Genomic DNA, 25,933 nt, shown 5'->3' with positions numbered 1-25,933 from the left:
TCCCCTCACGGGTGCGGCGTACGGAGACCCGGACACCGCACCTTTTCGGCCTTTTCCGGCTTCGGGCGTGCGGCGAAACGGACGAGACGACCAGAGGAGCACCAGCGACATGCCGGGCACTGTGACGATGTACAGCACCACGTGGTGCGGCTACTGCCGCCGCCTCAAGGGCCAGATGGACCGCGAGGGCATCGGGTACACCGAGATCAACATCGAGCTGGACCCGGAGTCGGCCGCTTTCGTCGAGAAGGCGAACGGCGGAAACCAGACGGTCCCCACCGTCCGGATCGTTCCGGCCCAGGGCGGCTCCGAGGTCGTCATGACCAACCCGAGCCTGGCCCAGGTCAAGCAGGCGCTCGGCGCCTGACGGCCACGCCGTACACGCCGTACGCCGTACGCGACACACGCCGACCGCAGCACACGCCGTACACGCGGGACGCGACACGCGCTGTGCACCGCACACGCGCCGTACGCGACGCACGAGGCCCTCGCGCCGGTTCTTCACCGGCCGAGGGCCTCGTGCGTCGTCTGATCATCCGATGTGCGAACGGTGCGATCGGCGGCTGCGGATCACCCCCAGCGGCCCCACAGCCCGGGACAGCCCGGACAGCCCCGCAGCCCGGGACCCCCGCAGCCCCCGACAGCGCCGCCGATCCCGATGAGCCCGCAGCCCCGACACCCCCGACGGGCTCAGCCCAGCGGGCGGGCCTTCGGGAGGGGCTTGCCGTACCACATCTCGATGAGCCTGGCCGCGATCGAGATGCCGTTCGGGGGCAGTACCTCGCCCGACTCGAAGGCCTGCGTCAGCTCGTCGCGGGAGAACCAGCGGGCTTCCTCGATCTCGTCGCCGTCCACGTCGATCTTGGACGTGGTCGCCCGTGCGAAGAAGCCGAGCATCAGGCTGGAGGGGAACGGCCAGGGCTGGCTGGCGACGTACTCGACCTCGCCGATGGTGATCCCGGCCTCTTCCAGCACCTCGCGGGCGACCGACTGCTCTATCGACTCGCCCGGCTCGACGAATCCGGCGAGGGTCGAGAACCGGCCTTCGGGCCAGTGCACCTGGCGGCCGAGGAGGGCGCGGTCCTGGTCGTCGATGACCAGCATGATCACGGCGGGGTCGGTACGGGGGTAGTGCTCGGCGCCGCACGCCTGGCAGCGACGGATGTGCCCGGCCGCCGCGATCATGGTGCGTTCGCCGCAGCGGGAGCAGAAGCGGTGCAGCCGCTGCCAGTTCTCCAGGGCCACCGCGTGCACCATCAGACCGGCGTCGCGGGCGCTGAGCAGCAGGCCCGCCTCGCGCAGTCCGGCCGGCCGGGCCTGCTGGTCCATCCGGCCGGGCAGGGAGTCCTTCTGGAGGGCGAAGTAGCTGACGCCGTCCTCGTCGGTGCCGAGGAAGTAGCGGTGGGTCTCGGTCAGCGGGGCCTCGAAGGCCGGCGTCATGACGATCTCGGTGCCGCCGTCGGCCGTGTCGTCGACCAGGACCTGGCCGCCGGAGACGACGAAGACCTTGGTGGTGGGGTGGCTCCAGGCGACGGCGAGCCACGCCTCGTCCAGGCGGTGGTGGGCCGCGCGGTCGATGCCGCTCGGTGCGGTGAGGCCGATGGGACGGTCGATGTGGTCGTTGTCGAAGGTACTCAAGGTGCTGCTTCCTACTCCCCCGGGGCGGATCGGGTACTCAGTTGGTTCGGCGGAGTGCGGCGGCCAGCTCACCCCAGAGGTGGGCGGTGGTCTCCACGCCCTTGAAAAGGAGGCCGAGCTCGACTTTCTCGTCGGGTGCGTGCCAGCCGTCGGACGGGACGGAGATGCCGAGGAAGAGGACGGGTGCGCCGAGCACGTCCTGAAGATCGGCGGCGGGGCCGGACCCTCCCTCGCGGGTGAAGAGGACCTGTTTCCCGAACGCCCGTCCCATGGCCCTGGCCAGCGCCTGGAGGGCGGGGTGGTCGAGCGGGGTCAGGCAGGGGCGGGTCGCGGGCAGGAAGGTGATCCGGTGGCGGATGCCCGCCGGGACCCTGCTCTCGACCCAGGTCCGTACGAGCTTCTCCACCCCGTCCGGGTCCTGGCCGGCGACCAGCCGGAAGCTGATCTTGGCCATGGCGGAGGCGGGGACGATCGTCTTGCTGCCGGCGCCCTGGTAGCCGCCGCCGATGCCGTTGACCTCGGCGGTGGGACGGGCCCAGACGCGTTCGAGGGTGGTGTAGCCGTCCTCGCCCCGGGCGGCGGTGGACTTGGCGGTGCGCAGCCAGGTGGCCTCGTCGAAGGGCAGCTCGGCGAAGTGGGCGCGCTCGGCGTCGGTGAGCTCGGCCACACCGTCGTAGAAGCCGGGGACGGCGACGCGGCCCCGCTCGTCGTGGAGGGCGGCGACCAGCCGGGCGACCTCGGTCGCGGGGTTGGGGACGGCGCCGCCGAACGCTCCGGAGTGGATGTCGTGCTCGGGGCCGTACATCCGGATCTCGCACTCGGCGAGGCCGCGCATGCCGGTGCAGACGGTCGGGGTGTCCTCGTCCCACATGCCGGTGTCGGAGACGATCACGGCGTCGGCGGCGAGGCGGCCGGCGCGCTCCTCGACCAGGGCGCGGAAGTGCGGGGAGCCGGACTCCTCCTCGCCCTCGATCAGTAGCTTGAGGTGGACGGCCGGGGTGGTGCGGCCGGTCGCGGCGAGGTGCGCGCGGACGCCGAGTGTGTGGAAGAACACCTGGCCCTTGTCGTCGGCGGCGCCCCTTCCGTACATCCGGCCGTCCCGGACGACCGGTTCGAACGGTTCGGTCTGCCAGCCGTCCTCGCGCGCGGCGGGCTGCACGTCGTGGTGGCCGTAGACCAGGACGACGGGGGCGCCGGGGTCGTCGGAGGGCCACTCGGCGAAGACGGCCGGGGCGCCGGGCGTCTCCCAGACCTCGGAGACCGGGAATCCGGTCTCCTTGAGCTTGTCGGACAGCCATGCGGCGCTGCGCCGTACGTCCTCGGCGTGCTCCGGCTGGGCGGAGACGGAGGGGATGCGGAGCCATGCCGCGAGGTCGTCGAGGAAGGACTCGCGGTGCTGCTCGATGTACGGGTGGACGGCGCTGTCCGGGGTGTCGCTCATGCCATTGAGCCTAACGGGCCCGCGAAGGTTGCTCGTCCAGGAGCAGCCGCTCCAGCTCCGGACGGCCGGGCAGCGAGCGGGGCCGGACGGTCTCGCCGGTGCGTACGTAGAGGAAGGTCGCGGTCACGGAGTCGAGCGGCAGGTCGTGGAGTTCGGCCCAGGCGAGCCGGTAGACGGCGAGCTGGAGCGGGTCGGCGGCGCGGTGGCGGCTGGTCTTCCAGTCGACGATCTCGTGACTGCCGTCGTCCGCGCGGTACACCGCGTCGATCCGGCCCCGGACGGTCCGCCCGGCGAGCGAGATCTGGAACGGGGTCTCGACCCGGTACGGGGTGCGGCGGGCGTACTCGGTCCGTTCGAACGCCTCCTTCAGCTCGGCGAGCTCGCGCTCGTCCGCGATGTCGGCGTCGGTGTCCGGTCCGCCGGGGAGTTCGTCGGGGCCGAGCATCGGCAGCGGGAGCTCTTCCCAGCGGGACTCGACCCAGGCGTGGAAGCGGGTGCCCCGGCGGGCGGCGGGCTGCGGCGGGCGGGGCATCGGGCGGGCCAGTTCGCGCGCGAAGGCGTCCGGGTCCTCGGCGAGGAGGAGGAGCTGGGTGGCGGAGAGCGAGGCGGGTACGACGACGTCCCGCACGGTGGCGCGGGCGCGGCGCAGTTCGCCGGCGAGGGCGTCGAGGTCGCGGTCCCAGGAGGCGAGGGTGCGGCTCTCCTCGGGGGTGAGCCCGGTCGCGGGTGCGGGCTCGCTCTCGGGTGTGAGTTCGCTCTCGGCGTCCGGCCCGCCGGGGGGCCGGGCGGCGGGGACGTACGGGAGGGGGCCGTCGGCTCCGGTCGTCCCGGCGGCGGGCTGGGCGGCGGCCCGGGAGGTCTCCGTGGCGGCCTGCGGGGTCTCCTCGGGCCGGTCGGTGGCGAGGGAGTCCCAGTCGTCCCAGTCCAGCTCCTCCTCGTACGACTCTGCGTACGGCTCCGCGTACGGCTCCGCGTCGTCCTCTCCTTCGAGGAGCGCGGGCCCGGGCTCCGGTCCGGCGTGCGGGAGCTCCGCCGCGCCCGCCCGGGCGTCCAGGTACGCAAGGACGGTGTCCCGGGCGGCGCGGCGGCGGGCGGTCGCGGCGGCGTCCAGGGGCAGCGGCCAGGCGATGTCCGCGTCCGGGGCGGCGAGCGCCGGGTTCTCCTCGTCGGCCTCCGGCTCCTCGGCCCAGACCTCGATCTCGCCGTACCCGGCGGCGCAGTGCTCGTACAGCGCGTCCAGGAACGCCGACGGGCCACGGGGCTTCTTCTGCGCGGGGCCCCACCAGTGGCCGGAGCCGAGCAGCAGGGAGCGGGGGCGGGTGAACGTGACGTACCCGAGGCGGAGCTCCTCGGTGTGCTGGTGCTCCTTCATCTCCTGCTGGTACGCCTTCAGCGCCTTGGCGTCGTAGGTGTCCAGCGCGGGGAGGGTGGCCGCGTCGCCGCGCAGGGCGTGCGGGAGCACCTGCGCCTGGGAGGTCCAGGACTCGCGGGCGCGGTTGCTGGGGAACTGGCCGGTGACCAGGCCGGGGACGGCGACCACGTCCCATTCCAGGCCCTTGGACTTGTGGGCGGTGAGCACCTTGACGGTGTTCTCGCCGCCGGGCAGGGCGTTGTCGAGGCCCTTCTCGTACTGGGCGGCGGTGCGCAGGAAGCCGAGGAAGGCGAGGAGGGTGGCCTCGCCGTCCAGGGAGGCGAACCCGGCCGCGACGTCGAGGAAGTTGGCGAGGGTCTCGCGGCGGCGGGCGGCGAGCGCGTGCGGGGAGGCGGAGAGTTCGACTTCGAGGCCGGTGGTGGCGAGGACCCGGTGCAGGACGTCCATCAGCGGGTCGGCGAGCGAGCGGCGCAGGTCGCGGAGTTCGGCGGCGAGGCGGGCGAACCGGACCCGGGCCTCGGCGGAGAAGGGCAGCCCGTCGTCCTCGTCGCCGCCCTGGTCCAGGAAGGTGTCCAGGGCGTCGGCGAGCGATATCACCTCGGCCGGGTCGGTCCCCTCGACGGCCTCGGCGAGGCGCAGGTCGGCGTCGGCGTCCCCGTCGCCCGGGGAGGCGCGGTGGACGAGGAGGCGGGCCCGTCGGCCGAGCAGGGCGAGGTCGCGGGGACCGATGCGCCAGCGCGGGCCGGTGAGCAGCCGGACGAGGGAGGCGTTGGCCCCCGGGTCCTGGAGGACTGCGCAGACGGCGACCAGGTCGGCGACCTCGGGGAGGTGGAGCAGCCCGGACAGGCCGACGACCTCGACGGGGACGTCACGGGCCACCAGCGCGGCCTGGATCTGCGGGAAGTCGGAGGCGGTTCGGCAGAGCACGGCGATCTCGGCGGGCTCGGTGCCGGTCCGGACGAGGTGGGCGAGGGAGTCGGCGAGCCAGTCGATCTCCTCGGCGTGCGTCCGGAGCAGGGCGCAGCGGACGGTCCCGTCGTGTTCGGCCCCGGGGGCGGGGCGCAGCGCCTCGACGCCCTCGTGGCGGGCGCGCAGTGGTTCGGCGAGGCCGTTGGCGAGCTGGAGGAGGCGCCCTCCGCTGCGGCGGTTCTCGCTGAGGCTGTGGCGGGTGGCGGGGGTGCCGTCGGCGTGCGGGAAGTGGTGGGGGAAGTCGTCGAGGTTGGCGACGGAGGCGCCGCGCCAGCCGTAGATCGCCTGGCAGGGGTCGCCGACGGCGGTGACGGCGTGGCCGGTGGTGCCGCCGGGACCGTGGCCGAAGAGGGCCGAGAGGAGCAGCCGCTGGGCGACGGAGGTGTCCTGGTACTCGTCCAGGAGCACCACCCGGAACTCCTCGCGCAGCAGGGCGCCGACCTCGGGCCGGGTGAGGGCGAGCCGGGCGGAGAGGGCGATCTGGTCGCCGAAGTCGACGAGGTCCCGGGCGCGCTTGGCCTGCCGGTACCGCTCGGTGAGGGTACGGAGTTCGCCCCGGGCCCGGGCGGTCTCGGGGAGCTTGCGCAGCTGGTCGTTGGAGAGCTTGGCGCCTTCGAGGGTGCTGAGGAGGCCGGTGTCGTACGCGGCGAGGGCTTCGGGTTCGACCAGGTGCTCGGCGAGCTCGGCGTCGAGCGCGAGGAGGTCGCCGACGAGGGTGGGGAAGGAGTGGGTGAGCGCCGGGTAGGGGCCCGGTGCGTCCCGCAGCACCCGGGCGGCGAGCTGGTAGCGGGTGGCGTCGGCGAGCAGCCGGGTGGTGGGTTCGAGCCCGATCCGCAGCCCGTGGTCGGTGAGCAGCCGCCCGGCGAAGGCGTGGTACGTGGAGATGCTCGGCTCGCCGGGCGGGTTGTCCGGGTCGATGGCGTCCGGGTCGGTGACCCCGGCGGCGATCAGTGCCTTGCGGACGCGTTCGGCGAGTTCCCCGGCGGCCTTGTTGGTGAAGGTGAGGCCGAGGACCTGTTCGGGGGCGACCTGGCCGGTGCCGACGAGCCAGACCACGCGGGCGGCCATCACCGTCGTCTTGCCGGATCCGGCTCCGGCCACGATCACCTGCGGGGCGGGCGGCGCGGTGATGCACGCCGTCTGCTCCGGGGTGAAGGGGATGCCCAGCAGCTCCTTGAGCTGCTCGGGATCGGTGAGACGTGAGGACACCCATGAACGGTAACCGGGCGGGCCGACATCGTGCCCCGGACCGTGGTCACCTCTCCCCGGGCCGCAGGGCCCGCCGGGACGCCGCCGTCACTCCACGACGTGGCGGCCCTCGGGCTGGGCGCTGCAGGAGGCGCGGAAGGCGCAGTGGCCGCAGTGCGTGCCGGTGGTGGGGGTGAAGCGCTCGTCGAGGACGCGTCCGGCGGCGGTGGCGAGCAGGTCAAAGACCCACTCCCCGGCGAGCGGCTGCTGGGCCTGCACCTGCGGCGAGGCCGCCCCGCCCTCGCGTACGGGGGCGGGGCGGCGCAGCTGGACGAGTTCGGCGCCGCCGGGCTCGGGGCGCCGGCCGCCGAAGACCTCGTCGACGGCGCCTTCGCGGACGGCCAGCTGGTAGACGGCGAGCTGCGGGTGGCGGGCCACCTCGTCCTTGGTGGGCGCCTGCTTGCCGGTCTTGAAGTCGACCACGTACGCCCGGTCCTCGGCGTCGCGTTCGACGCGGTCCATGGAACCCCGGATGCGGACGGCGAACTCGCCCGCTTCGAGGGTCACGTCGAAGCCGTGCTCCCCGGCGACGGGGGTGCGGCCGGAGCGGTCCATGACGTGCCAGTGGAGGAAGCGTTCGAGGGCGGCGCGGGCCTGGCCCTTCTCCTGGTCGGACTTCCAGGGGGCGTCGAAGGCCAGTCCGTTCCAGACGGTGTCGAGCCGTTCCATCAGGACGTCCAGGTCGGCGGGGGTGCGGCCGGAGGCCACCTCGTCGGCGAGTACGTGCACGACGTTGCCGAAGCCCTGGGCGGCGGTGGCGGGGGCGTCGGCCTTGACCTCGCGGCCGAGGAACCACTGGAGCGCGCAGGTGTGGGCGAGCTGGTCGAGGGCGCTGCCGGAGAGCACGACGGGCTGGTCCCGGTCGCGGAGCGGGACGGCGGACCGGGTCGGCTCGTCCAGGCCCCACCAGCGGTGGGGGTGGGCCGCGGGCACCAGTGGGCGGTCCTCGTCGTCGGTGAGCGCTGCGAGCCGGGCGAGGCGCTGGGCGGCGGCCTCGCGCAGCGCGTCGGAGGCGGCGGGGTCCACGGTGGTGGCGCGCAGTTCGGCGACGAGGGAGGCCACGGCGAGCGGCCTGCGGGGGCGGCCGGTGACGTCGCGGGGCTCGACGCCCAGTTCGGCGAGGAACCGGGAGGGCTGGTCGCCGTCGTCGGCGGGTGCCTTGACGGCGGTGACGATCAGGCGTTCGCGGGCACGGGTCGCGGCGACGTAGAAGAGCCGGCGTTCCTCGGTGAGGAGCGCGCCGGGTGTCAGGGGTTCGGCGAGTCCGTCGCGGCCGATCCGGTCGGCTTCCAGCAGGGAGCCCCGGCGGCGCAGGTCGGGCCAGAGCCCTTCCTGCACCCCGGCGGCGACGACGAGCCGCCACTCCAGGCCCTTGGAGCGGTGGGCGGTCATCAGGCGGACCGCGTCGGGCCGGGCGACCCGGCGCGACAGGGTGTCGGCGGCGATGTCCTGGGCGTCGACCTCTTCCAGGAAGTTGAGCGCCCCGCGCCCGCCGGTGCGTTCCTCGGCGCGGGCCGCCGTCTCGAAGAGCGCGCACACGGCGTCCAGGTCGCGGTCGGCGTTGCGTCCGGCGGCGCCCCCGCGCAGTGCGGCGCGCTCCAGGCGGCTGGGCCAGGGGGTGCCGTTCCAGAGGGTCCAGAGCGCTTCCTCGGCGGTGCCCCCTTCCTGGAGGAGGGTCCGGGCCCGGGCCAGCAAGGTGCCGAGGCGCTGGGCGCCCCGGGCGTAGACGGGGTCGTGGGTGGCGAGGCGTTCGGGTTCGGCGAGGGCCAGCGCCAGCAGTTCGCCGGAGGGCGGCGGTACGCGGTTGCCGGCGGCCCGCTCGTCGTCGCGCAGGGCCCGGCCGAGGCGGCGGAGATCGGCGGCGTCCATGGCGCCGAGCGGGGAGGTGAGCAGGGTGAGGGCGGTCTCCTCGTCCAGCACGCGCCGGTCCGGGGCGCTCTCGTCCCGAACGGGCCGGTCGGAGGCGCCCTCGTCCGGCACGGGCCGGTCCGGGGCGCCCTGGTCCGGCACGGGCCGGTCGGAGGCGGCCTCGTCCCGTACGGGCCGGTCGGAGGCGGCCTCGTCCGGGCGGCCCCGGTCCAGGGCGGCCTCCGCCACCGTGCGCAGGGCGGTGAGCAGCGGGGCGACGGCGGGTTCGTGGCGGAGCGGCAGGTCGTCGCCGTCGACCTCCAGCGGCACCCCCGCGGAGGTCAGCGCCCGGCGCACGGAGGGCATCGAGCGCCCCCCGGCGCGTACCAGCACCGCCATCTCGTTCCAGGGCACGCCGTCCTCCAGGTGGGCGCGGCGCAGCAGGTCGGCGATGTTGTCGAGCTCGGTGGAGGCGGTCGGGTAGGTGTACACCTCCACCTGGCCGCCCGCGCGGGCGGCGGAGAGTTCGCGGTGGGCGCGCACCTTGTCGGCGGGCAGCCGGGTGAGCGGCATCCGGCGGGTGAGCAGCCGGGTCGCGGCGAGCAGTCCGGCGCCGGACCGGCGGGAGGTGGTGAGGACGCCCACGGGCGCGGGGGCGCCGTCCGCGCGCCGGAAGGCGTCGGGGAAGTCGAGGATGCCGTTCACGTCGGCGCCCCGGAAGGCGTAGATGGACTGGTCCGGGTCGCCGAACGCGATCAGCGTCCGGCCGCCGCCCCGCGCGTCTCCGCCCGGCGCCTCTCCGCCCCGTGCGCCCGTGCCCGCGCCGGGGCGCGTGCCCGCCTGCGTACGCCCCACGCGGTTGCCGGCCAGCGCGTGCAGCAGCCGTACCTGGGACGGGTCGGTGTCCTGGTACTCGTCGACGTAGACGGCGTCGTACTCCCCGGCCAGCCGCTCCGCGACCTCCGGGCGCTCGGCGAGCAGGACCGCGCGGTGCACCAGTTCGGCGTAGTCGAGGACGCCCTGCGCGTCCAGCACGTCCAGGTACTCCGCGAGGAACTGGGCCGCCGCGCCCCAGTCGGGGCGGCCGGTGCGGCGGGCGAAGTCGGCCAGGGCATCCGCGTCGAGGCCCAGCTCACGGCTGCGGGCCAGGACGGCGCGCACCTCGTCGGCGAAGCCGCGGGTGGTCAGGCAGGCCCGCAGTTCGTCGGGCCAGCGGACGTGGGCACGGCCGGACTTCTCCAGGTCGAGCTGGCCCGCCAGCAGGTCGCGGACGGTGACGTCCTGCTCGGGTCCGGAGAGCAGGCGCAGCGGATCGGCGAAGAGGTCGGCGTCCTGGTGGGCGCGGACCAGGGCGTAGCAGTACGAGTGGAAGGTGGTGGCCTGCGGCCCGCGCGCCGCGCCGAGCCGGGCCGCCATCCGGTCGCGGAGTTCCACGGCGGCCTTGCGGCTGAAGGTGAGCACGAGGATGCGGGCCGGGTCCGTACCGGCGGCCACCCGCGCGGCGACGGACTCGACGAGCGTCGTGGTCTTGCCCGTACCGGGTCCGGCGAGCACGAGGAGCGGTCCGCCCGGGTGATCAACCACCGCGCGCTGCGCCGCGTCCAGCACAGGGGGCTCCACCGACCCGGGGGGCGTGCGCACCAGCCGGTACGCGCCCGGCGCCCGCCGTCGCGTTTCGCGGGGCGGGTCGTGCCGGGTGGTGGAGGAGGAGCTCACTGGTTCGCCGGTCCTGTTGGTGGTGCGTGGGCTGGTGGTGCGTGGGCTGGTGGTGCGTGGGCTGTGGTGCACCGGCCGGAATCGGTCTCCGGCCGGTCCGGTCGGCAGAGGTACGGAGAGGTACGAGAGATACGGAGAGGTACGCGGATGGAAGCGGTGCGGCAGGCGCTCGGGGCCGCTTCGGGCATCGACGCTACGCCAGTGCGGGCGCGGGCGGACGCGGGTCCGCTGCGTCGCTCGTCACGTGGACGGTGCGCCCCGGCGGGCCCGGGGTGTCCCCGGCCCCGCCGGGCCCGTCCGGCGACGCGCGGGATACGGGACCGGAGGAGGGCGACTGCCGGGCTCCGATGGCCGAAGCTGTCAGGTGTGAGCTTCCTCGCCCCTGTCCGGTCCGGCGGATCCGCCGGATGCCCCGGTCCCGCCGTCCCACCGTGCGCGCCGCATGTCGATGCGGGGCAGATGCCCCTCCGCCGACCGGGCGGCACCGCGCAGCGGCGTGCCCTCGTCGCGGTAGTGGGCCAGCGCGCGCAGTTCGTGGCCGGGCAGGAGGGTGCCGTCCGACCGTACGACGCGCCACCAGGGCACCGCGGAACCGTAGAGCGCCATCGCCCGGCCGACCTGGCGCGGTCCGCCGTCGCCCAGCCACTCGGCGACGTCGCCGTAGGTCATGACGTGGCCGGGCGGGATCAGGTCGGCGACGTCGAGGACCCGCTCGGCGTACTCCGGGAGCTCGGCGTGGGCCTGGGCGGCCGGGGCGTCGAAGGTCCCGCCGTCCGCCGACCGCCCGGGCGGGGCGCCGTCGTCCGTACCGCCGTGCCGGGGCGTCCGGTCCTTTCTCATCCGTCCCATCTTGCCGTAGGCCACCGACATCGGGGCGCCCGTACGGACATTTCCGGAAGTCCCGGGAGGGAGCGCGCGGACCGCGCCGGCCGGGAACGCGCGCCCGGGCAATGGGGCGAATCCTCCCCCTCGCGCGTACGGGCAGTGCACCCTGATGGCTCCGCGTGTCCTCCCGCCGTGCCACCATCGTGCGGGCGGTGACCGGTGATACGAGAACACGAAGATCGACCAGATGCGACGAAGGAGCAGGGCGTGCAGCCATCCCGGGCGGCGGACGCCTCCGATGCCGACTCGCAGCCAGGCGGCTCCGGCTCCACGCCGGACCCCACCGGTGACCCCACCCGTGCGGAGAAGGCCGCGGCCACCGGCGCAGCGTCCGGCGCACCCGGTGGAGCGCCCGACGGCCCCCCGCGTCCGGCCGGCTCGACCCGCGCGGGCACCGGCGACGGTCCCGCCGAGCGCGTCTCGGGCGACGAGCCGCTGCTGGCCGCCCGGGTGCACCGCCCGTCCGACCTGCTGCGGCTGCTCGTCGGCGTGCTCGCCGTCGCGGTGCTGCTGGCCGTCGCCGCCTTCGCCCAGGGCACCACGACGGGCCTGGAGGACGACATCTCCCGGGGCACCGAGCAGGCGCCCGACCTCCTGATCAAGATCGCCGGGCTGGTGTCGAGCATCGCGGTGCTGCTCGTCCCGGTCGCCTTCGCCATCGAGCGGCTGATCAAACGCGACGGGCTGCGCATCGCGGACGGGGTGCTCGCCGCCGTGCTCGCGCACGGGGTGACACTCGCCACCGATCTCTGGGTCTCCCGGTCCGCCCCCGGCTCGATCCAGGACGCGCTGACCCAGCAGCAGCCCGGTCACGCGCTGACCGACCCGGTGCACGGCTACCTCGCACCCGTCATCGCGTACATGACGGCGGTGGGCATGGCGCGGCGCCCGCGCTGGCGGGTCGTGCTCTGGGTGGTGCTGCTGCTCGACGCGTTCGCCATGCTGGTGGGCGGGTACACCACCCCGTTCTCGATCATCCTCACCGTGCTGATCGGCTGGACCGTGGCGTACGGAACGCTCTACGGCGTCGGCTCCCCGAACGTCCGGCCGACCGGCCAGCACCTGATGGCCGGTCTGCGACACGTCGGTTTCCGGCCGGTCGCCGCGCTGCGCGCCGAGGAGCCGCCCGAGAACGGGGACCAGAACGACCGGGGGCGGCGCTACCGGGTCACCCTGGAGGACGGTCCGGCGCTCGACGTGACGGTGGTGGACCGGGAACAGCAGGCCCAGGGGTTCTTCTATCGGGCCTGGCGGCGGATCACGCTGCGCTCCATCACCCAGCGGCGGACCGTCCAGTCGCTGCGCCAGGCGCTGGAGCAGGAGGCGCTGCTCGCGTACGCGGCCATCGCGGCGGGGGCGAACGCGCCGAAGCTGATCGCCACGTCCGAGCTGGGCCCGGACGCGGTGATGCTGGTGTACGAGCACATCGGCGGCAGGTCGCTGGACGCCCTGGAGGACGCGGAGATCACCGACGAGCTGGTGCGCGGCGCCTGGGAGCAGGTCCGGTCGCTCCAGTCGCGGCGGATCGCGCACCGCAGGCTCGCGGGGGACGCGATCCTGGTGGACGACGAGGGCCGGGTGTACGTCACCGATCTGCGCGGCGGCGAGATCGCGGCCGGTGACCTGATCCTGCGGATGGACGTGGCCCAGCTGCTGACCACGCTCGGTCTGCGGGTCGGGGCCGAGCGTGCGGTGGCCGGGGCGCTCGCCGTGCTCGGGCCGGACGCGGTGGCCGGGTGCCTGCCGCTGCTCCAGCCGATCGCGCTGACCCGATCCACCCGGGCGACCCTGCGCAGGCTCGCCCGCGAGCGGGCGCAGCGGGAGCGCGAGGCGGCGTTGGAGGCCTCGGACGCGGCCCGCCGGGACCGGGCGGAGTCCGCCTCCTCCGCGGTGGTCTCCCCCGGCGACCGGAAGTCGGAGCGGAAGACCGGACGGAAGTCGCAGCGTACGGAGAAGCAGGCCGAGAAGCGGGCCCTGGACGAGGCGCGGGAGGAGGCCCGCGAGGAGGACCTGCTCACCCAGATCCGCCGTCAGGTGCTGCTGATCCGCCCGCAGGCCCCGGTCGAGCCGGTCCGGCTGGAACGCATCAAGCCGCGGACCCTGCTGAGTTTCATCGCCGGGTCCATCGCCGCGTACTTCGTGATCTCGCAGATCACCCAGGCCGACTTCGGCACCGTCGTGGAGCAGGCCGAGTGGGGCTGGGTGGCGGCGGCCCTGGGCTTCTCGGCGCTGAGTTACGTGGCCGCCGCGATGAGCCTGCTGGGCTTCGTGCCCGAGCGGGTGCCGTTCCGGCGCACGGTTCTGGCGCAGGTGGCCGGGTCGTTCGTGAAGATCGTGGCTCCGGCGGCGGTCGGCGGGGTGGCGCTGAACACCCGTTTCCTCCAGCGCCAGGGGGTGCGGCCCGGTCTCGCGGTCGCCAGCGTGGGTGCCTCGCAGCTGTTCGGGCTGGGCTGCCACATCCTGCTGCTGGCCCTGTTCGGGTATCTGACGGGTACGGAGAAGACGCCGGACTCGCTGACCCCGTCCCGTACGGTCATCGCCGGACTGCTCACGGTCGCGGTGCTGGTGCTGGTGGTGACGGCCATCCCGTTCCTGCGGAAGTTCGTGGTGACGCGGGTGCGGTCGCTGTTCGCGGGGGTCGTGCCGCGCATGCTGGACGTGGTGCAGCGCCCGCAGAAGCTGGCCACCGGCATCGGCGGGATGCTGCTGCTGACGGTGCTCTTCGTGCTCTGCCTGGACGCGTCGATCCGGGCGTTCAGCGGGCCGGACGTGCCCACGCTGTCGTACGCGAGCGTCGCGGTGGTCTTCCTCGCGGGCAACGCCCTGGGTTCGGCGGCGCCCACCCCGGGCGGCATGGGCGCGGTGGAGGGTGCGCTGACGATCGGTCTCATCGCGGTCGGGCTGCCCAAGGAGGTCGCGGCTCCGGCGGTGCTGCTGTTCCGCGTGATGACGCTCTGGCTGCCGGTGCTGCCCGGCTGGCTCTGCTTCAACCAGCTGACGCGCCGGGGCCAGCTGTAACCGGGAGCGCGTACGGCGCCGGGAGCCGGGCGCGTGCGGGCCCGGAGTCGTGCGCGTGCGGCTCCCGGCGGCGGGTGGCGTCCGCGGCCCCACTACCGTGGCGGCTGACATGTCGTGCCGGGGCGGTCCACCGTTCCGGGCATCGGGAGGACGACACCATGCACATGCACCCACGCGCCCGCCGCGTCACGGCTCTGGGCGGGGTGGCGCTGCTCACCGCGGTCGCGCTCGCGGGCTGCGACGGCTCCACGGAGGCCGCCCCCTCGGACAAGGGCAGCGCGACCGCGACCGCCGGGGCTCCGGCCGCCTCCGCGACCGCCACGCCCGCACCCGCCGGGACCGCGTTGCCGGCCGCGCTCACCTCGCAGAAGGCGGACTGGCGGAAGTGCGAGGCGCCCGAGGGCGGTGAGGCCCCCGGCAGCCGGTGGCGGTGCGCCACCGTCCAGGTGCCGCTGGACTACCGGAAGCCGGACGGGGAGACGATCGGCATCGCCCTGATCAAGCGTCAGGCGACCTCCAGAGGACAGCGGATCGGCTCGCTGCTCTTCAACTTCGGCGGCCCGGGCGGCTCCGGGGTGAGCATCCTGCCCCGGGCGGCGAGCGCGTACGGAAAGCTCAACTCCCGTTACGACCTGGTGAGTTTCGACCCGCGCGGGGTCGCCGCCAGCGAAGGGGTGGACTGCCGGAGCGACGGCGCCACCGAAGCGGCCCTGAAACGCGTCGACATCACCCCGGACACTCCGGCGGAGGAGGCGGCCTTCCTGAAGGACGGCGCGGACATGGGTGCCGGCTGCGCGAAGGGCTCCGGCACGGTCCTGCCGTACCTGACGACCACCAACACCGCCCGCGACATGGACCTGATCCGCCAGGTCCTCGGCGACGCGAAGCTGTACTACTTCGGCATGTCCTACGGCACCGAGCTGGGCGGCACGTACGCCCACCTCTTCCCGGAGAACGTCGGCCGGGTGGTGCTGGACGCGGTCGTGGACCCCACGGCGGACACGGTCGGGCACGCCCGGAACCAGGCGACGGGCTTCCAGCGCGCGCTGGAGGACTACCTCAAGGACCGGGGCGAGGACCCGGAAGCGGGGAGCGCGCGCATCGCCCGGCTGCTCGCGAAGCTGGACAAGGACCCGCTGCCGACCGACTCCGGCCGCATGCTCACCGAGTCGCTCGCCGTCACCGGCATCGTCGCTCCCCTCTACTCCCAGGGCAACTGGCCCGCGCTGACGCAGGCGCTCGACGAGGCGGAGAACAACGGCACCGGCAACACGCTGCTCGCGCTCGCCGATTCCTACAACGGCCGGGACGAGAACGGGCACTACGACACGCAGTCGCAGTCCCAGCGGGCCATCTCCTGCGCGGACAGCACGGCGCGGCCGACCGCCGACGAGGCCCGGGCGCTGCTGCCCGGGTTCCGGAAGCTCTCACCGGTCTTCGGCCCGTTCCTCGCCTGGGACACCGCCGGCTGGTGCGCCGGCTGGCCGGTGGCCGGGGAGCACGACACCCCCGAGGCGAGCGCCCCGGGCGCGGCGCCGATCCTGGTGATCGGCACGACCGGCGACCCGGCGACCCCGTACGAGGGCGCGAAGCGGATGGCGGACGAACTCGGCGAGGGCGTCGGCGTGATGCTCACCAACAAGGGCGAGGGCCACGGCTCCTACGGCAACGGCACCTGCGTGACCGCGAGGACGGACGCCTACTTCCTGGACGGAAAGGTCCCGGCGGACGGCTCGGTCTGCTCGTCCTGACGCGGCACTCGTCCGACCGTACGCGGAGGGCCCCGCCACGATCGTTCCGTGGCGGGGCCCTCCGAAGAACGGCGCGGGTCCAGGGCGTGTGTCGAAAGTCCCGCCTGTCCGGCGACGCCCTAGTAGACCGGCTTCGACGGCTCGATCTGGTTGACCCAGCCGATGACGCCGCCGCCCACGTGCACCGCGTCGGCGAAGCCCGCCGACTTGAGGACCGCGAGGACCTCGGCGCTGCGGACACCGGTCTTGCAGTGCAGGACGATGCGCTTGTCCTGCGGCAGGTCCTGGAGGGCGTTGCCCATCAGGAACTCGTTCTTCGGGATCAGCTTGGCGCCCGGGATCGAGACGATCTCGTACTCGTTCGGCTCGCGGACGTCGATGATCTCGATCTTCTCGTCGGCGTCGATCCACTCCTTGAGCTGCTTGGGAGTGATCGTGGAGCCGAGCGCCGCCTCCTGCGCCTCCTCGGACACGACGCCGCAGAAGGCCTCGTAGTCGATGAGCTCGGTGACGGTCGGGTTCTCGCCGCAGACGGCGCAGTCGGGGTCCTTGCGCACCTTGACCTGGCGGTACTGCATCTCCAGCGCGTCGTAGATCATCAGACGGCCGACGAGCGGGTCGCCGACACCGGCGAGCAGCTTGATGGCCTCGGTGACCTGGATGGAGCCGACGGACGCGCAGAGCACGCCCAGCACCCCGCCCTCGGCGCAGGAGGGAACCATGCCCGGCGGGGGCGGCTCCGGGTAGAGGCAGCGGTAGCAGGGGCCGTGCTCGGACCAGAAGACGGAGGCCTGTCCGTCGAACCGGTAGATGGAGCCCCAGATGTACGGCTTGTTCAGCAGTACGGCGGCGTCGTTGACGAGATAGCGGGTGGCGAAGTTGTCCGTGCCGTCCACGATCAGGTCGTACTGGGCGAAGATCTCCATCACGTTCTCGGCTTCGAGCCGCTCTTCGTGCAGGATCACGTTCACGTACGGGTTGATGCCCAGCACCGAGTCCTTGGCCGATTCGGCCTTGGAGCGGCCGATGTCGGCCTGGCTGTGGATGATCTGGCGCTGCAGGTTCGACTCGTCGACCTCGTCGAACTCCACGATGCCGAGCGTGCCGACACCAGCGGCGGCCAGGTACATCAGGGCGGGCGAGCCGAGGCCGCCGGCGCCGACACAGAGCACCTTCGCGTTCTTCAGCCGCTTCTGTCCGTCCATCCCGACATCCGGGATGATCAGGTGGCGGGAGTACCTGCGGACCTCATCGACGGTGAGCTCGGCAGCCGGCTCGACCAAGGGTGGCAGCGACACAGGAACCTCAACAATGCAGGTGGTCGGTTTCTACGTACTTCAGTTACGTACGGTTGTTCTCCCGGTAACACTGCCACGCCCCCACTCATTCCGAGATACCCGGTCCGATCCGCGAGACGATTTCGTCCCAGTAACCGGGCAGCGCCGCGAATGGGTCGGTTTGCCGGTTCCGTCCGTCCCGGTCGGTGAAGAAGATCGTGCCGGCGCCCTGCCACCGCGCGATGCGCATCGCCTCGTCCAGGTGGGTGCGCGGGACGCCGTGGACGAAGTGCGCGAACCGCTCGGGCGGGTACTCGGCGGTCCACTGGGCCGCCTGCGACCAGCGATAGTCGGGCCACGCCCCCTGGAAGGTGACGAGTTGGTCGGCGGCCTCGGCGTAACCGGGGTACGGATGGGTGCCGAGCCCCAGCACGATCTGCCCGCCGTCACCGGCCGGGGCACCCCGGTCGGCCTCGCTCTGCGCGACGAGTTCGCGCAGGGTGGCGGTGAGCCGGCGGACCGCCGGGAGGCCGGCCCGCTCGGTGGGGCAGCGGCCGAGGTAGAAGCCGCCGACCCGGTACCAGTCCAGGAACCGCTTGGCGTCCACGACGAGATCGCCGAACGGCCGCGCCCCGTGGACCAGATCGAGGTGTCCGAGCAGCCGCCCGCCCGGGGTGGCGGCGCCGGGAGCGCACCCCTGCAGGGCGCGCTCCCGGGCGTTGTGCAGCTTTCCCGCCGCTTCCAGGCAGTGCGGGTCGGGCCGGGTGCCCGGCCCGTCCGCGATGTTGAGGACCGCCCAGTGCAACGGCGTGCCGGGCCGGGTGAGTTCCGCCCACTCCGTGGGAGCGAGCAACGGGTGAGCGTATCCAGGCACACCGAAACCCATCTGCTCATTGCCGCTCGCCCGGCGGGCCGTTCCCGTGCCGGTCAGATGCGGCACGCCGCCTCCATCCAGATATCGGCAAGGGACTCCTCCAGGTTGATCCGGGGGCGCCAGCCCAGTCGGTCGCGGGCGGTGCGCACGTCGGCCTGCTGCCAGGCACCACAGCCGTCCGGGTAGGGCGACGGGGTGGCCGCGAGGTGCTCCATCACCGATTCGGCGGAGGTGCGCTGGGCGCCGATCGGGAGGCGGCCGGGCGGCACCTCCAACTCGTGGAGGACACCGGCGAACCCGGAGACCCGGGCGAGCACGGCGGCGGCGTCGCGCAGCCGCACGGCCCGGCCGGTACCGATGTTGACGACGCCCTGGGCGGCGGAGAGCGAGGCGGCGTGCACGGCCCGCGCCACGTCCCGTACGTCCACGAAGTCGCGCTGGACGCCGAGCCCGCTGAGCTTCAGCTCGCCGTCGCCGGACTGCATCGCGCGGCGCATGGCTTCGGCGAGCCGGCCGAGCGGGGAACCGGCCGGGGTCCCGGGGCCGACCGGCGAGAAGACCCGCAGCACGACCGCGTCGAGCCCGGAGCCGAGCACGAGCTCGGTGGCGGCGAGCTTGCTGACGCCGTACGGGCCGCCGGGGCGCGGCACGGCGTCCTCCGCGGTGGAGGACCCGGGCTGCGAGGGTCCGTACTCCGAGGCGCAGCCGACCTGGACGAGCCGCGCCCCGCAGCCGCTGCGGCGCAGTGCCTCGCAGACGGTGGCGACGGCGACGGTGTTGTGCCGGGTCAGTTCGCGGGCCTGGCCCCGGGTGGCCCCGGCGCAGTTGACGACGACCCCGGGGTGGACGGCGTCCAGGAAGCGGGTGAGCGCCCCCGGGCTGCCGCCCGCGAGGTCGAACCGTACGTCGGCGTCGTCGCCCCGGCCGAGGGCCGTGAGGTGGACGGCCGGGTCGGCCAGCAGGCGGTCCGCGACGAAGCGGCCGAGGAATCCGTTGGCGCCGAGCAGCAGAACCCTCATCGTGCACTCCCTGGGTGTCGGCGGCGCGTGGCCGGTGCGGCGGGGCGGCGGGTCATGTCCGGTTTCTCCTTGAGGGGAAAGGCGTGTGCGGTACGGATCGCCCACGGCATCGGCTCCGCGGGCGGTGGGATGTACGGGTGGTACGGGGGTGGAGCGGTCGTGCGCGGTGGTGCGGTCGTCGGCCGGACCGGGCCGGGTCCGGAGGCACCCCTCGCGTTCGGTGCGCGCGGTACTCGGTGTGCGTTCGGGGCGCGCGGGTCAATGCGCGCGGGTCAGTGCCGGTGGTGGGCGGAGGCGCGGGAGAGCGCGACGGCGGCGTGCGCCAGCAGCCCGAGCGCGGCTCCGCCGCAGGCCAGGGCGGGTACGGCGCCGGTGCCGCCCGCCATCACCAGCAGGTCCACCGGCCGGGCCAGGAGGCCGAGGCCGGGCAGCCGGCCGCTCAGCACGAGGAGCGGGGCCGCCGCCTCGACCGCGCAGGCCGCGGCCAGCGCGGTGACGGCGGGGGCCGGGAGGCCGTGCGCGGTCTCCAGCCGGGCCAGGAAGAGCAGCATCCCGAGGGCGTAGGCCGAGAGCGGGACGCCGTGTCCGCCGTACCCGAGGTCGGCGAGGAGCATGAGCGGCAGGAGGGCGGCGAGGAAGAGCGCGACGCTCGTGAGCAGCACCGGGCGCACCCCCGCGCCGAACTCCTCCAGCGCCCGGCTGCCGCCGAGTTTGCGCCGGGCGCGCACGGCGAAGAGATGGGCGCTCCAGGCGGCCGGGACCACGGCGAGGGAGAGGCCGAGGAGCGGGGCCGGGGTGCCGGGCCAGTGGCCGTCGGGGCCACCGCTGAGGACCTGGGCGAGCAGTTCCTCCCCGTACACCGCGTAGCCGAGGAGCCAGCAGGTGTAGCGGGCGGTCCGGCCCGAGCCCGCCGGGGCGTGCAGCGGGCCGGTGGCCAGGGCGGACCGGAGCGCGAGGAAGACCAGCAGGACACCGGCGGCCGTCAGGACGTTCCGCGCGCCGGTGCCGAGCGCCCCCTCCGTCACCCGGAGCGCCCCCACGGTGGTGAGGCAGGCGGCCCCGGGCAGCAGGGCGTGCAGGCTCCAGGCGGCGCGGTGGCCGGGATCGTGACCGGTCCGCCGGTCGGCCACCGCCCGGACCGGGCCGGTGGCGGGCCGGGGAACCCGGGCGTAGAGCTCCTCGGCCAGCGAGAAGACGTCCCGGTGGCGGTAGCGGGCGGCGGCCCGGTCGGTGAGCCCGTGCGCCTCCAGCCCGGCGGCGATCTCCAACGGGTCGACGGCGCGCTCGCAGAGCTCGCGGTGGCGGTGCAGCAGGGCGCGCACGGGGTCGGCCGACGCGGGGACGGCCCTCGGAGAGGGCACGGTCGCGACGGTGCCCGCCGCGTCCGCGGATTCCGTCGCCACGGGTCGTGCCGCCACGGATTCTGCCTCCGCGCGCACCGTCTCCGCGCGCACCGTCTCCGCGCGCTCCTCCGCGACGTGTCCGGCGAGGACGGGTCCCGCCGGGGAGGGTGCGGCGGCCCGGCCGGGTTCGGCGACCGTCGGGGCGGGTGCGGCGGTCGCGGGCGAGGGACCGTTCGGCACGTCGAGGGCGTCGGGCGCGCGGCCCATGAGGGTTCCTCCGTACGGTTCGTTGCCCGAGGCGGACAGGTGGTCGAGGGGGTCACGCATCGCCGTCCCCCGCTCCGGCCGTCGCGGCGGCGCCGACCTTCTCGGGTGCCGCGGCCCAGGCCGGGGTCCGCCCGGCGGCCGTCCTGACGGGCCGTCGCCCCGCCGGGTCGGTACGGGGCCGCCCGTGGCGCACGTGCTCCTCGGGCGGGACCGCGAAGGGGCGGGGCGTCGAGGCGTCCGGTGCTCCGCCGCTCCGCGTGTTCCCGGTCCCCGCCGGGCGGCCGGTGGCCTGGGCGGCGCCCGTCGGGTGCGGCGGGTGGCCCGTGGCCAGCTCCTGGTAGAGCGAGCGGAAGGCGGCGAGGTTCTGCTCCACGGTGAAGAGTTCGAGGGCGCGCGCCCGTGCGGCCTCGCCCAGGCGCGCACGGCGCTGCGGGTCGCGCAGCAGCGCGAGGCAGGCGTCCGCGAGCGCCGGGGTGTCGCGCGGGGGGACCACCAGTCCGGTGCCGCCGATGACCTCGACCACCGCACCCACGTCCGTCGAGACGGTGGCCCGGCCGCAGAACATCGCTTCCACCAGGCTGATCGGGAAGCCCTCGACGACGCTGGACAGCACGACGACTCCGCCGGCCGCGTAGGCCCCGGCGAGTTCGTCCGCTCCGGCGGCCCCGCCGATCTCCTCGAAGGAGACCGGGCGTTCCCGGGCCCCGGACTCTCCGGCTCCGGACTCCCCCGTCCCCCGCGCGCCCGCGTCTCCTGCCTCGCTCTCGTCCTCGCCCGCGTCCTGGGCTTCGGCACGGGTGGTGGTCCCGGGGAAGAGCAGCTCCGCGAGGGCGCGGCAGTGCGCGAGGTACGCGGCGCCTTCGGCGCCCTCGACGGGGGCGCCGAAGATCCGCAGCCGGGCCCCGGGTTCGGCCCGGTGCACCTCGGCGAAGGCGTGCAGCAGGGCGACGAGATCCTTGGCGGGCTCGACCCGGCCCACCCACACCAGGGTGTCCGGACCGGCGCTGTCGCCCTCGCCCACCTGCGGGAAACGCCCGGTCTCCATGCCCGGGTACACCGTGCGCAGCTTCGCGGCGTCCGCGCCGCAGCGCTGCTGCCAGCGACGTACGTGGGTGTTGCCGGGGGTGACGACGGCGGCCTGCCGGTAGACCTCGGCCGCCAGGAGCGCGTGGAAGTTGGCGAGCAGGGCGCGTACCGGAGCACCGAAGGGCGCGTCCGTGGCGGAGAGGTAGTGCGTGCGGAGCGGCAGAGCGTGCTCGGTGACCAGGAGGGGAACGCCGAAGAAGCGTTTGGCCAGCAGTCCGGGGAGGGCGGCGGTGCCGCCGGAGGCCGCATGGCAGACGTCCACGCCGCCGAGCGCCTCGGTGGTGTACCAGTCGAGCGAGAGCGGCAGCAGCAGCCGGGCGAGTTCGGTGGCGAAGGCCAGGTGGTCGGTGACGGTGGCGCGCTGGACGGTCCGGCCGGTGCCCCGGGCGCGGCAGGCGGATTCCAGCACACGCGGGGCCGTCTCGGAGCGGAGCGCGGTGGGCAGTCCGCCGTGTTCCCGGGCCAGTTCGGCGAGTCCGTAGAGCGCGTCGCCGAAGAGTCCGGCCGGTCCGTCCGCCGCCCGCGCGGCCCCGCCCGGTGCGTCGCTCCCGGCCAGGGCCGGTGCACCGGCACCGGCGGCGCTGACCGCCGTGGCGAGCGCCGTCAGATGCGCCGTGAAGCGCCGGCGCTCGCGGCGGCCGTAGGCGCCCCCGCTGCCCGTCACGAGCCGGGTGAGGCAGCCGCCCGGTTCGTCCCGGCGCGCGCTCGCGTCCGGCGCGCCGAGCGGCGTGGTCCACAGCGGCGCGGTCCGCACCTGCCCCACCTGGGGAGGCAGCCTCACCCACCCCTGCTTCTCCTGGCGGGCGGAGCGGCTGAGCGCGTAGAGGTCGAACTCGTGCTGGGGCAGACCACGTACCAGGCGGTCGCACCACAGTCTGGACTCACCGTCCGCATACGGATAACCGCCTTCGGTGAGCAGGCCGATACGCACGAGTACACCCCCGATCTCCCATGTGGGCGGCCACCGTTGGGCCGGTGACCAGCGTCGGGACGACCGTAAGCGGATACGCCGGTGGCGCGACGGACGGTTGTCCGTCACGCCACCAGAAGGGGTGAACCGGCGTAACTTTCCCGGTCTCCGCGCGTTTCGACGCGAAACGGCCTGTGCGCACACGTTCCGCCGGGCCGCCGGAAGCCCCTCGCGCGCGGCCCGGGGGGCGCCGCACACCTCGTCGACGGCATCCTGTTCGACCGTCCGGTCGGAGCGTCGGCCGACCGGAGCGCGGGTCGGCGGGTGGATCAACCGACCGGGTACACCCAGGGGTTGGGCTTGCACGGGATTCCGTCGATGTCGAGCGACTTCGTCTGCTGCTGCATCACGGGCGCGAGCGTCCCGGGGGTCCGGCAGCTCACGTGGTTGTGCCCGAGCCGGTGTCCGACCTCGTGGTTGATGAGCATCTGCCGGTAGGGCAGGAGCTTGTCGGGGCCGAAGGTGACCGAGCCCTGGGCCCACCGGTAGGCGTTGATCATGACGCGCTCGGTGGACGCGGAGTCGCAGGAGACGTTGTCCTCGGTGGTGTCCAGGCCGGACTTCGCGCACCAGACCCCGGTGGTGCCGGGGCTGGCCAGGGTGATGACGAAGTCGGGTGTGCCCGTGGAGATCCGCTCGAAGGTCATGTCCCCGTGGTGCGCCCAACTGCGGTCGTCGTTGAGGGTCTTCTGCACGGCCTCGGCGAAGAGACCCTGGTCGAGGCCGAGTCCCACCTCCACGTCGATCCGATAGCGGTACGTGTGCCCGGTGCCGGGTGCCTTCGCCGCGCCCGGGACGACCTCGAACTTCCCCCCGCCCGCCAGATCGGCGGCGAGCGGATAGGGCGTGGCCATCTTCTCCTCGTACGACATGACCTTGAGCGGCGTGGACTTGGCCGTCCCGGGGGTCGGGCGGGCGTCGGAGCGCGAGGCTCCCTGACCGCTTCCCCGGGCGCCGGATGCCTGCGGGGAGCCGTCGCCGCCGTGGCTCTGGGCCACCTGCCCGGCCACGACCACGGCCAGCACGGTGGTCACCGCCGCCGCCGCGATACCGGTGAACGTCCGTCCCTTGCCGCCCCGGTTGCTCCTGCCCGGGGTGCCGTCCGTGCCGTCGTCACCGTCCCCGGCGCCACCGTCCGCGGCGTCGTCGCGCCGGTCCCCGGCCGCGGGCGCCTCGGCCGGTACGGACACCCGCGAGGGGACGGACCGCACCGGAAGTCCCGCGGACGGGGCGTCGAAGGCCTCCACGAACTCGGGCCGGGGGCCGGGTATCAGCGGCGTACCGCCGGGCGCGGGCCGGGACACCGACCGGCCGGCCGGGGCGCCCACCGCACCCCCGGCGCCCTCCGGCCGCCGGCCTGCGGCACGGGGATCACCGGCACGCGGGTCACCGGCACGGGGGACTCCTGGCCGGGCGGACGGGAATTCGCCCGAACGTGTCTGCTGCCCGGCCGGGCCGACGGGCTGTGCGGGCCGTCCGGGCCCCGGGGCCTCGCCGCGGCCGTAGCGCGGCTGCGGTCCCGTGCCCCAGCCGCCGCCGGGTTCACGCTGTTCGGGGTGGCCGCCGCGAACCTGCGGGACGCCCTGGAACGGGGTGTCCTCGGGCGCCTCGGGCGGTCGCCGTCCGTCGCGCCCGGAGGGCGCCGGTTCGGGCGCCCGCCTGCGGCGTCCACTGCCGGAGCCCGCCCCCGGCGCACCGGCCCGGTCCGGTGCGGCTTCGCCCGCCGGGCCTTCGGCCCCGGCGCCCCTTCGGCTGTGTCGTCCCACGCCCCGGATCAGCTCCCGCCGTTGTCGTCCACCAATTCCCGGATCGCCTGGGCGACCGCCTCCGGGTACTCCATCATCGCCACGTGCCCGGCCTCGGGCAGCGACAGCAGGCGCGAGTCGCGGAACGCCCCGGAGGCCTTGCGCGCCATCCGGTACGAGACGAGCTTGTCCCGTCCGCCGTACACCAGGAGCGTCGGCGCGAGCACCCGCTCGGCCTGGCGCCACAGTCCCTGCTGCCCGCCGAGCGTGTACGCGTCGACGATGCCACGGGCGGAGCGCGCCATCGCGTCCCAGAAGTACGGCAGTTCCATCCGCCGTTCCATCTCGGCCACCGCCTGGCGGAACCCCTCCTCGGTGATCCGCGACGGATCGCCGTAACAGAGTGCCATGACCCCGCGGGTGCGCTGTTCGGCGGTCATGCCCCGGCTGAGCCGGGAGAAGAGCGCGGCGACCCCGGGGAGCGCCAGCAGTCCGGTCGGTACGGCCGGGCGCTGGACGCGGATCTCGGGCAGGGCGGGCGAGATCAGGGTGAGGGTGCGCACCAGGTCGGGGCGGACGGCCGCGACCCGGGTGGAGACCGCGCCGCCCAGCGAGTTGCCGACGAGGTGGACCGGGCCGCGCGCCTGCGCGTCGAGCAGCCGGATGACCGCCCGGGCGTGCGCGGTCACCGAGTAGGCGCCGTCGTCCGGCGGCGGGGAGTCGCCGAACCCGGGCAGGTCGACCGCCTCGCCGTCCACCAGGTCCGCCAGCAGCGGCATCAGGGCGGACCAGTTCTGCGAGGACCCGCCCAGCCCGTGGACGTACAGCGCCGGAGGGAGCCCGGCGCGCGTGCCGGGGCGGGAACGGACGGTCAGGCTCAGCCCGGCCAGGGGGACGGTGCGCAGACTCTCCCCGGACCCGACGTGCACGGCACTGACCGTGGGGGCGACCGCCGCGGCGGCGGCCTGGACACCCGGCAGCTCGGTCGAAGACATGCGGCAATGTTACGAGACGATCACGCGCTGATTCATGTGTTCGCGGTCACAGGCCGCATCGCGGGGCAGGAGCCGAGCTCATAGGCTTTCGGATGAGGGACGGAAGGGAGTCACCATGACGGTCGACCCGAGCGACCCGGAGACCTTCGAGGACGAGCAGCCGGACCCGCCGGGGCTGGAGGCCCCCGACGCGGACGCCGCGGAGCAGCGGACGGAGGTCCGGCAGGAGGACGACGACCCGCTGACGGAGGCCGGCGGCGAGGAGGCCGACGCGGCCGATGTCGCGGAGCAGACCAAGGTGGTCGTCGAGAACGAGGACGACTACCGCTGAGCGCGCCCCACCGGCGTCACCGGCCCCCCCCCCCGCCGGGGGCCCCCCGCCCCGCCGGCCCGGGGCGGGGCCCCCCGAGCGGGGCAAAGCCACCCCCCCCCCCCCCCCCCCCCCCCCCCCAACCCCCCCCCCGCGGGCGC

16 protein-coding genes are annotated in these 25,933 nt (G+C 74.6%); 4 read left to right on the top strand and 12 right to left on the bottom strand.

The window, feature by feature from the left end:
• The first annotated feature begins 109 nt into the window (after positions 1–109).
• A complete protein-coding gene (locus ACFWEE_RS23840; RefSeq protein WP_266708857.1) occupies positions 110–367 on the top strand; it encodes a glutaredoxin domain-containing protein in 258 nt (85 codons plus the stop codon).
• Positions 368–690: 323 nt separating this feature from the next.
• Here the strand turns inward: ACFWEE_RS23840 and nudC are convergent, their stop codons facing one another.
• The 5 genes from nudC to ACFWEE_RS23815 form a co-directional block, all read right to left on the bottom strand.
• Complete coding sequence (gene nudC, locus ACFWEE_RS23835) at positions 691–1,638, bottom strand: NAD(+) diphosphatase (RefSeq protein ID WP_386891944.1); 948 nt, start codon at positions 1,636–1,638, stop codon at positions 691–693.
• Between the two features lie 37 nt (positions 1,639–1,675).
• A complete protein-coding gene (locus ACFWEE_RS23830; protein WP_386891942.1) occupies positions 1,676–3,079 on the bottom strand; it encodes a dipeptidase in 1,404 nt (467 codons plus the stop codon).
• A 10-nt stretch (positions 3,080–3,089) separates the two neighbouring features.
• A complete protein-coding gene (locus ACFWEE_RS23825; RefSeq protein WP_386891941.1) occupies positions 3,090–6,629 on the bottom strand; it encodes a UvrD-helicase domain-containing protein in 3,540 nt (1,179 codons plus the stop codon).
• 87 nt (positions 6,630–6,716) lie between these two features.
• Positions 6,717–10,232, bottom strand: coding sequence for an ATP-dependent helicase (locus ACFWEE_RS23820; protein ID WP_386891939.1), 3,516 nt, complete (start codon positions 10,230–10,232; stop codon positions 6,717–6,719).
• Between the two features lie 360 nt (positions 10,233–10,592).
• The gene (locus ACFWEE_RS23815) at positions 10,593–11,072 is read right to left on the bottom strand and encodes an MGMT family protein (RefSeq protein ID WP_386891937.1); all 480 of its coding nucleotides are present in this window, start codon (positions 11,070–11,072) and stop codon (positions 10,593–10,595) included.
• A 252-nt stretch (positions 11,073–11,324) separates the two neighbouring features.
• Between ACFWEE_RS23815 and ACFWEE_RS23810 the strand changes: the two genes are divergently transcribed.
• Together ACFWEE_RS23810 and ACFWEE_RS23805 are read left to right on the top strand one after the other, a co-directional pair.
• A complete protein-coding gene (locus ACFWEE_RS23810; protein ID WP_386891935.1) occupies positions 11,325–14,135 on the top strand; it encodes a YbhN family protein in 2,811 nt (936 codons plus the stop codon).
• Positions 14,136–14,293: 158 nt separating this feature from the next.
• Positions 14,294–15,886 (top strand): alpha/beta hydrolase, encoded by a 1,593-nt coding sequence (locus ACFWEE_RS23805; RefSeq protein WP_386891933.1) that lies wholly within the window; start codon positions 14,294–14,296, stop codon positions 15,884–15,886.
• 119 nt (positions 15,887–16,005) lie between these two features.
• Here the strand turns inward: ACFWEE_RS23805 and moeZ are convergent, their stop codons facing one another.
• From moeZ to ACFWEE_RS23770, 7 genes are all read right to left on the bottom strand, one after another.
• Positions 16,006–17,184 (bottom strand): adenylyltransferase/sulfurtransferase MoeZ, encoded by a 1,179-nt coding sequence (gene moeZ / locus ACFWEE_RS23800; protein ID WP_386891931.1) that lies wholly within the window; start codon positions 17,182–17,184, stop codon positions 16,006–16,008.
• An 85-nt stretch (positions 17,185–17,269) separates the two neighbouring features.
• A complete protein-coding gene (locus tag ACFWEE_RS23795; RefSeq protein WP_386891929.1) occupies positions 17,270–18,103 on the bottom strand; it encodes a phage tail protein in 834 nt (277 codons plus the stop codon).
• Entirely contained in the window at positions 18,091–19,056 is a 966-nt protein-coding gene (locus ACFWEE_RS23790) for an NAD-dependent epimerase/dehydratase family protein (RefSeq protein WP_328719545.1), read from the bottom strand. The genes ACFWEE_RS23795 and ACFWEE_RS23790 overlap by 13 nt, the downstream gene beginning before the upstream one ends.
• Before the next feature lie 272 nt (positions 19,057–19,328).
• Complete coding sequence (locus ACFWEE_RS23785) at positions 19,329–20,726, bottom strand: hypothetical protein (RefSeq protein WP_386891927.1); 1,398 nt, start codon at positions 20,724–20,726, stop codon at positions 19,329–19,331.
• On the bottom strand, positions 20,719–22,683 hold the full coding sequence (locus ACFWEE_RS23780) for a DUF3492 domain-containing protein (RefSeq protein WP_386891926.1): 1,965 nt from the start codon (positions 22,681–22,683) through the stop codon (positions 20,719–20,721). The genes ACFWEE_RS23785 and ACFWEE_RS23780 overlap by 8 nt, the downstream gene beginning before the upstream one ends.
• Before the next feature lie 308 nt (positions 22,684–22,991).
• Positions 22,992–24,488, bottom strand: a complete 1,497-nt coding sequence (locus tag ACFWEE_RS23775) for a DUF3152 domain-containing protein (RefSeq protein WP_386891924.1) — start codon at positions 24,486–24,488, stop codon at positions 22,992–22,994.
• A gap of 8 nt (positions 24,489–24,496) precedes the next feature.
• Positions 24,497–25,462 (bottom strand): alpha/beta fold hydrolase, encoded by a 966-nt coding sequence (locus ACFWEE_RS23770; RefSeq protein WP_386891922.1) that lies wholly within the window; start codon positions 25,460–25,462, stop codon positions 24,497–24,499.
• Positions 25,463–25,577: 115 nt separating this feature from the next.
• On the opposite strand from ACFWEE_RS23770, the gene ACFWEE_RS23765 reads away from it, so the two are divergent.
• On the top strand, positions 25,578–25,793 hold the full coding sequence (locus tag ACFWEE_RS23765; protein WP_386891920.1) for a hypothetical protein: 216 nt from the start codon (positions 25,578–25,580) through the stop codon (positions 25,791–25,793).
• The last annotated feature ends 140 nt before the right edge of the window (positions 25,794–25,933 follow it).

Source organism: Streptomyces sp. NPDC060184 (assembly GCF_042728795.1).
In the GTDB taxonomy this organism is placed as follows: Bacteria; Actinomycetota; Actinomycetes; order Streptomycetales; family Streptomycetaceae; genus Streptomyces.
This window is presented reverse-complemented; position numbering and strand designations above follow the sequence as displayed.

Coding starts and splice junctions, on each gene's coding strand:
- ACFWEE_RS23840 (WP_266708857.1), top strand. CDS start 110: ATGCCGGGCACTGTGACGATGTACAGCACCACGTGGTGCGGCTACTGC.
- ACFWEE_RS23830 (WP_386891942.1), bottom strand. CDS start 3,079: ATGAGCGACACCCCGGACAGCGCCGTCCACCCGTACATCGAGCAGCAC.
- ACFWEE_RS23815 (WP_386891937.1), bottom strand. CDS start 11,072: ATGAGAAAGGACCGGACGCCCCGGCACGGCGGTACGGACGACGGCGCC.
- ACFWEE_RS23805 (WP_386891933.1), top strand. CDS start 14,294: ATGCACATGCACCCACGCGCCCGCCGCGTCACGGCTCTGGGCGGGGTG.
- ACFWEE_RS23790 (WP_328719545.1), bottom strand. CDS start 19,056: ATGAGGGTTCTGCTGCTCGGCGCCAACGGATTCCTCGGCCGCTTCGTC.
- ACFWEE_RS23785 (WP_386891927.1), bottom strand. CDS start 20,726: ATGCGTGACCCCCTCGACCACCTGTCCGCCTCGGGCAACGAACCGTAC.
- ACFWEE_RS23770 (WP_386891922.1), bottom strand. CDS start 25,462: ATGTCTTCGACCGAGCTGCCGGGTGTCCAGGCCGCCGCCGCGGCGGTC.
- ACFWEE_RS23765 (WP_386891920.1), top strand. CDS start 25,578: ATGACGGTCGACCCGAGCGACCCGGAGACCTTCGAGGACGAGCAGCCG.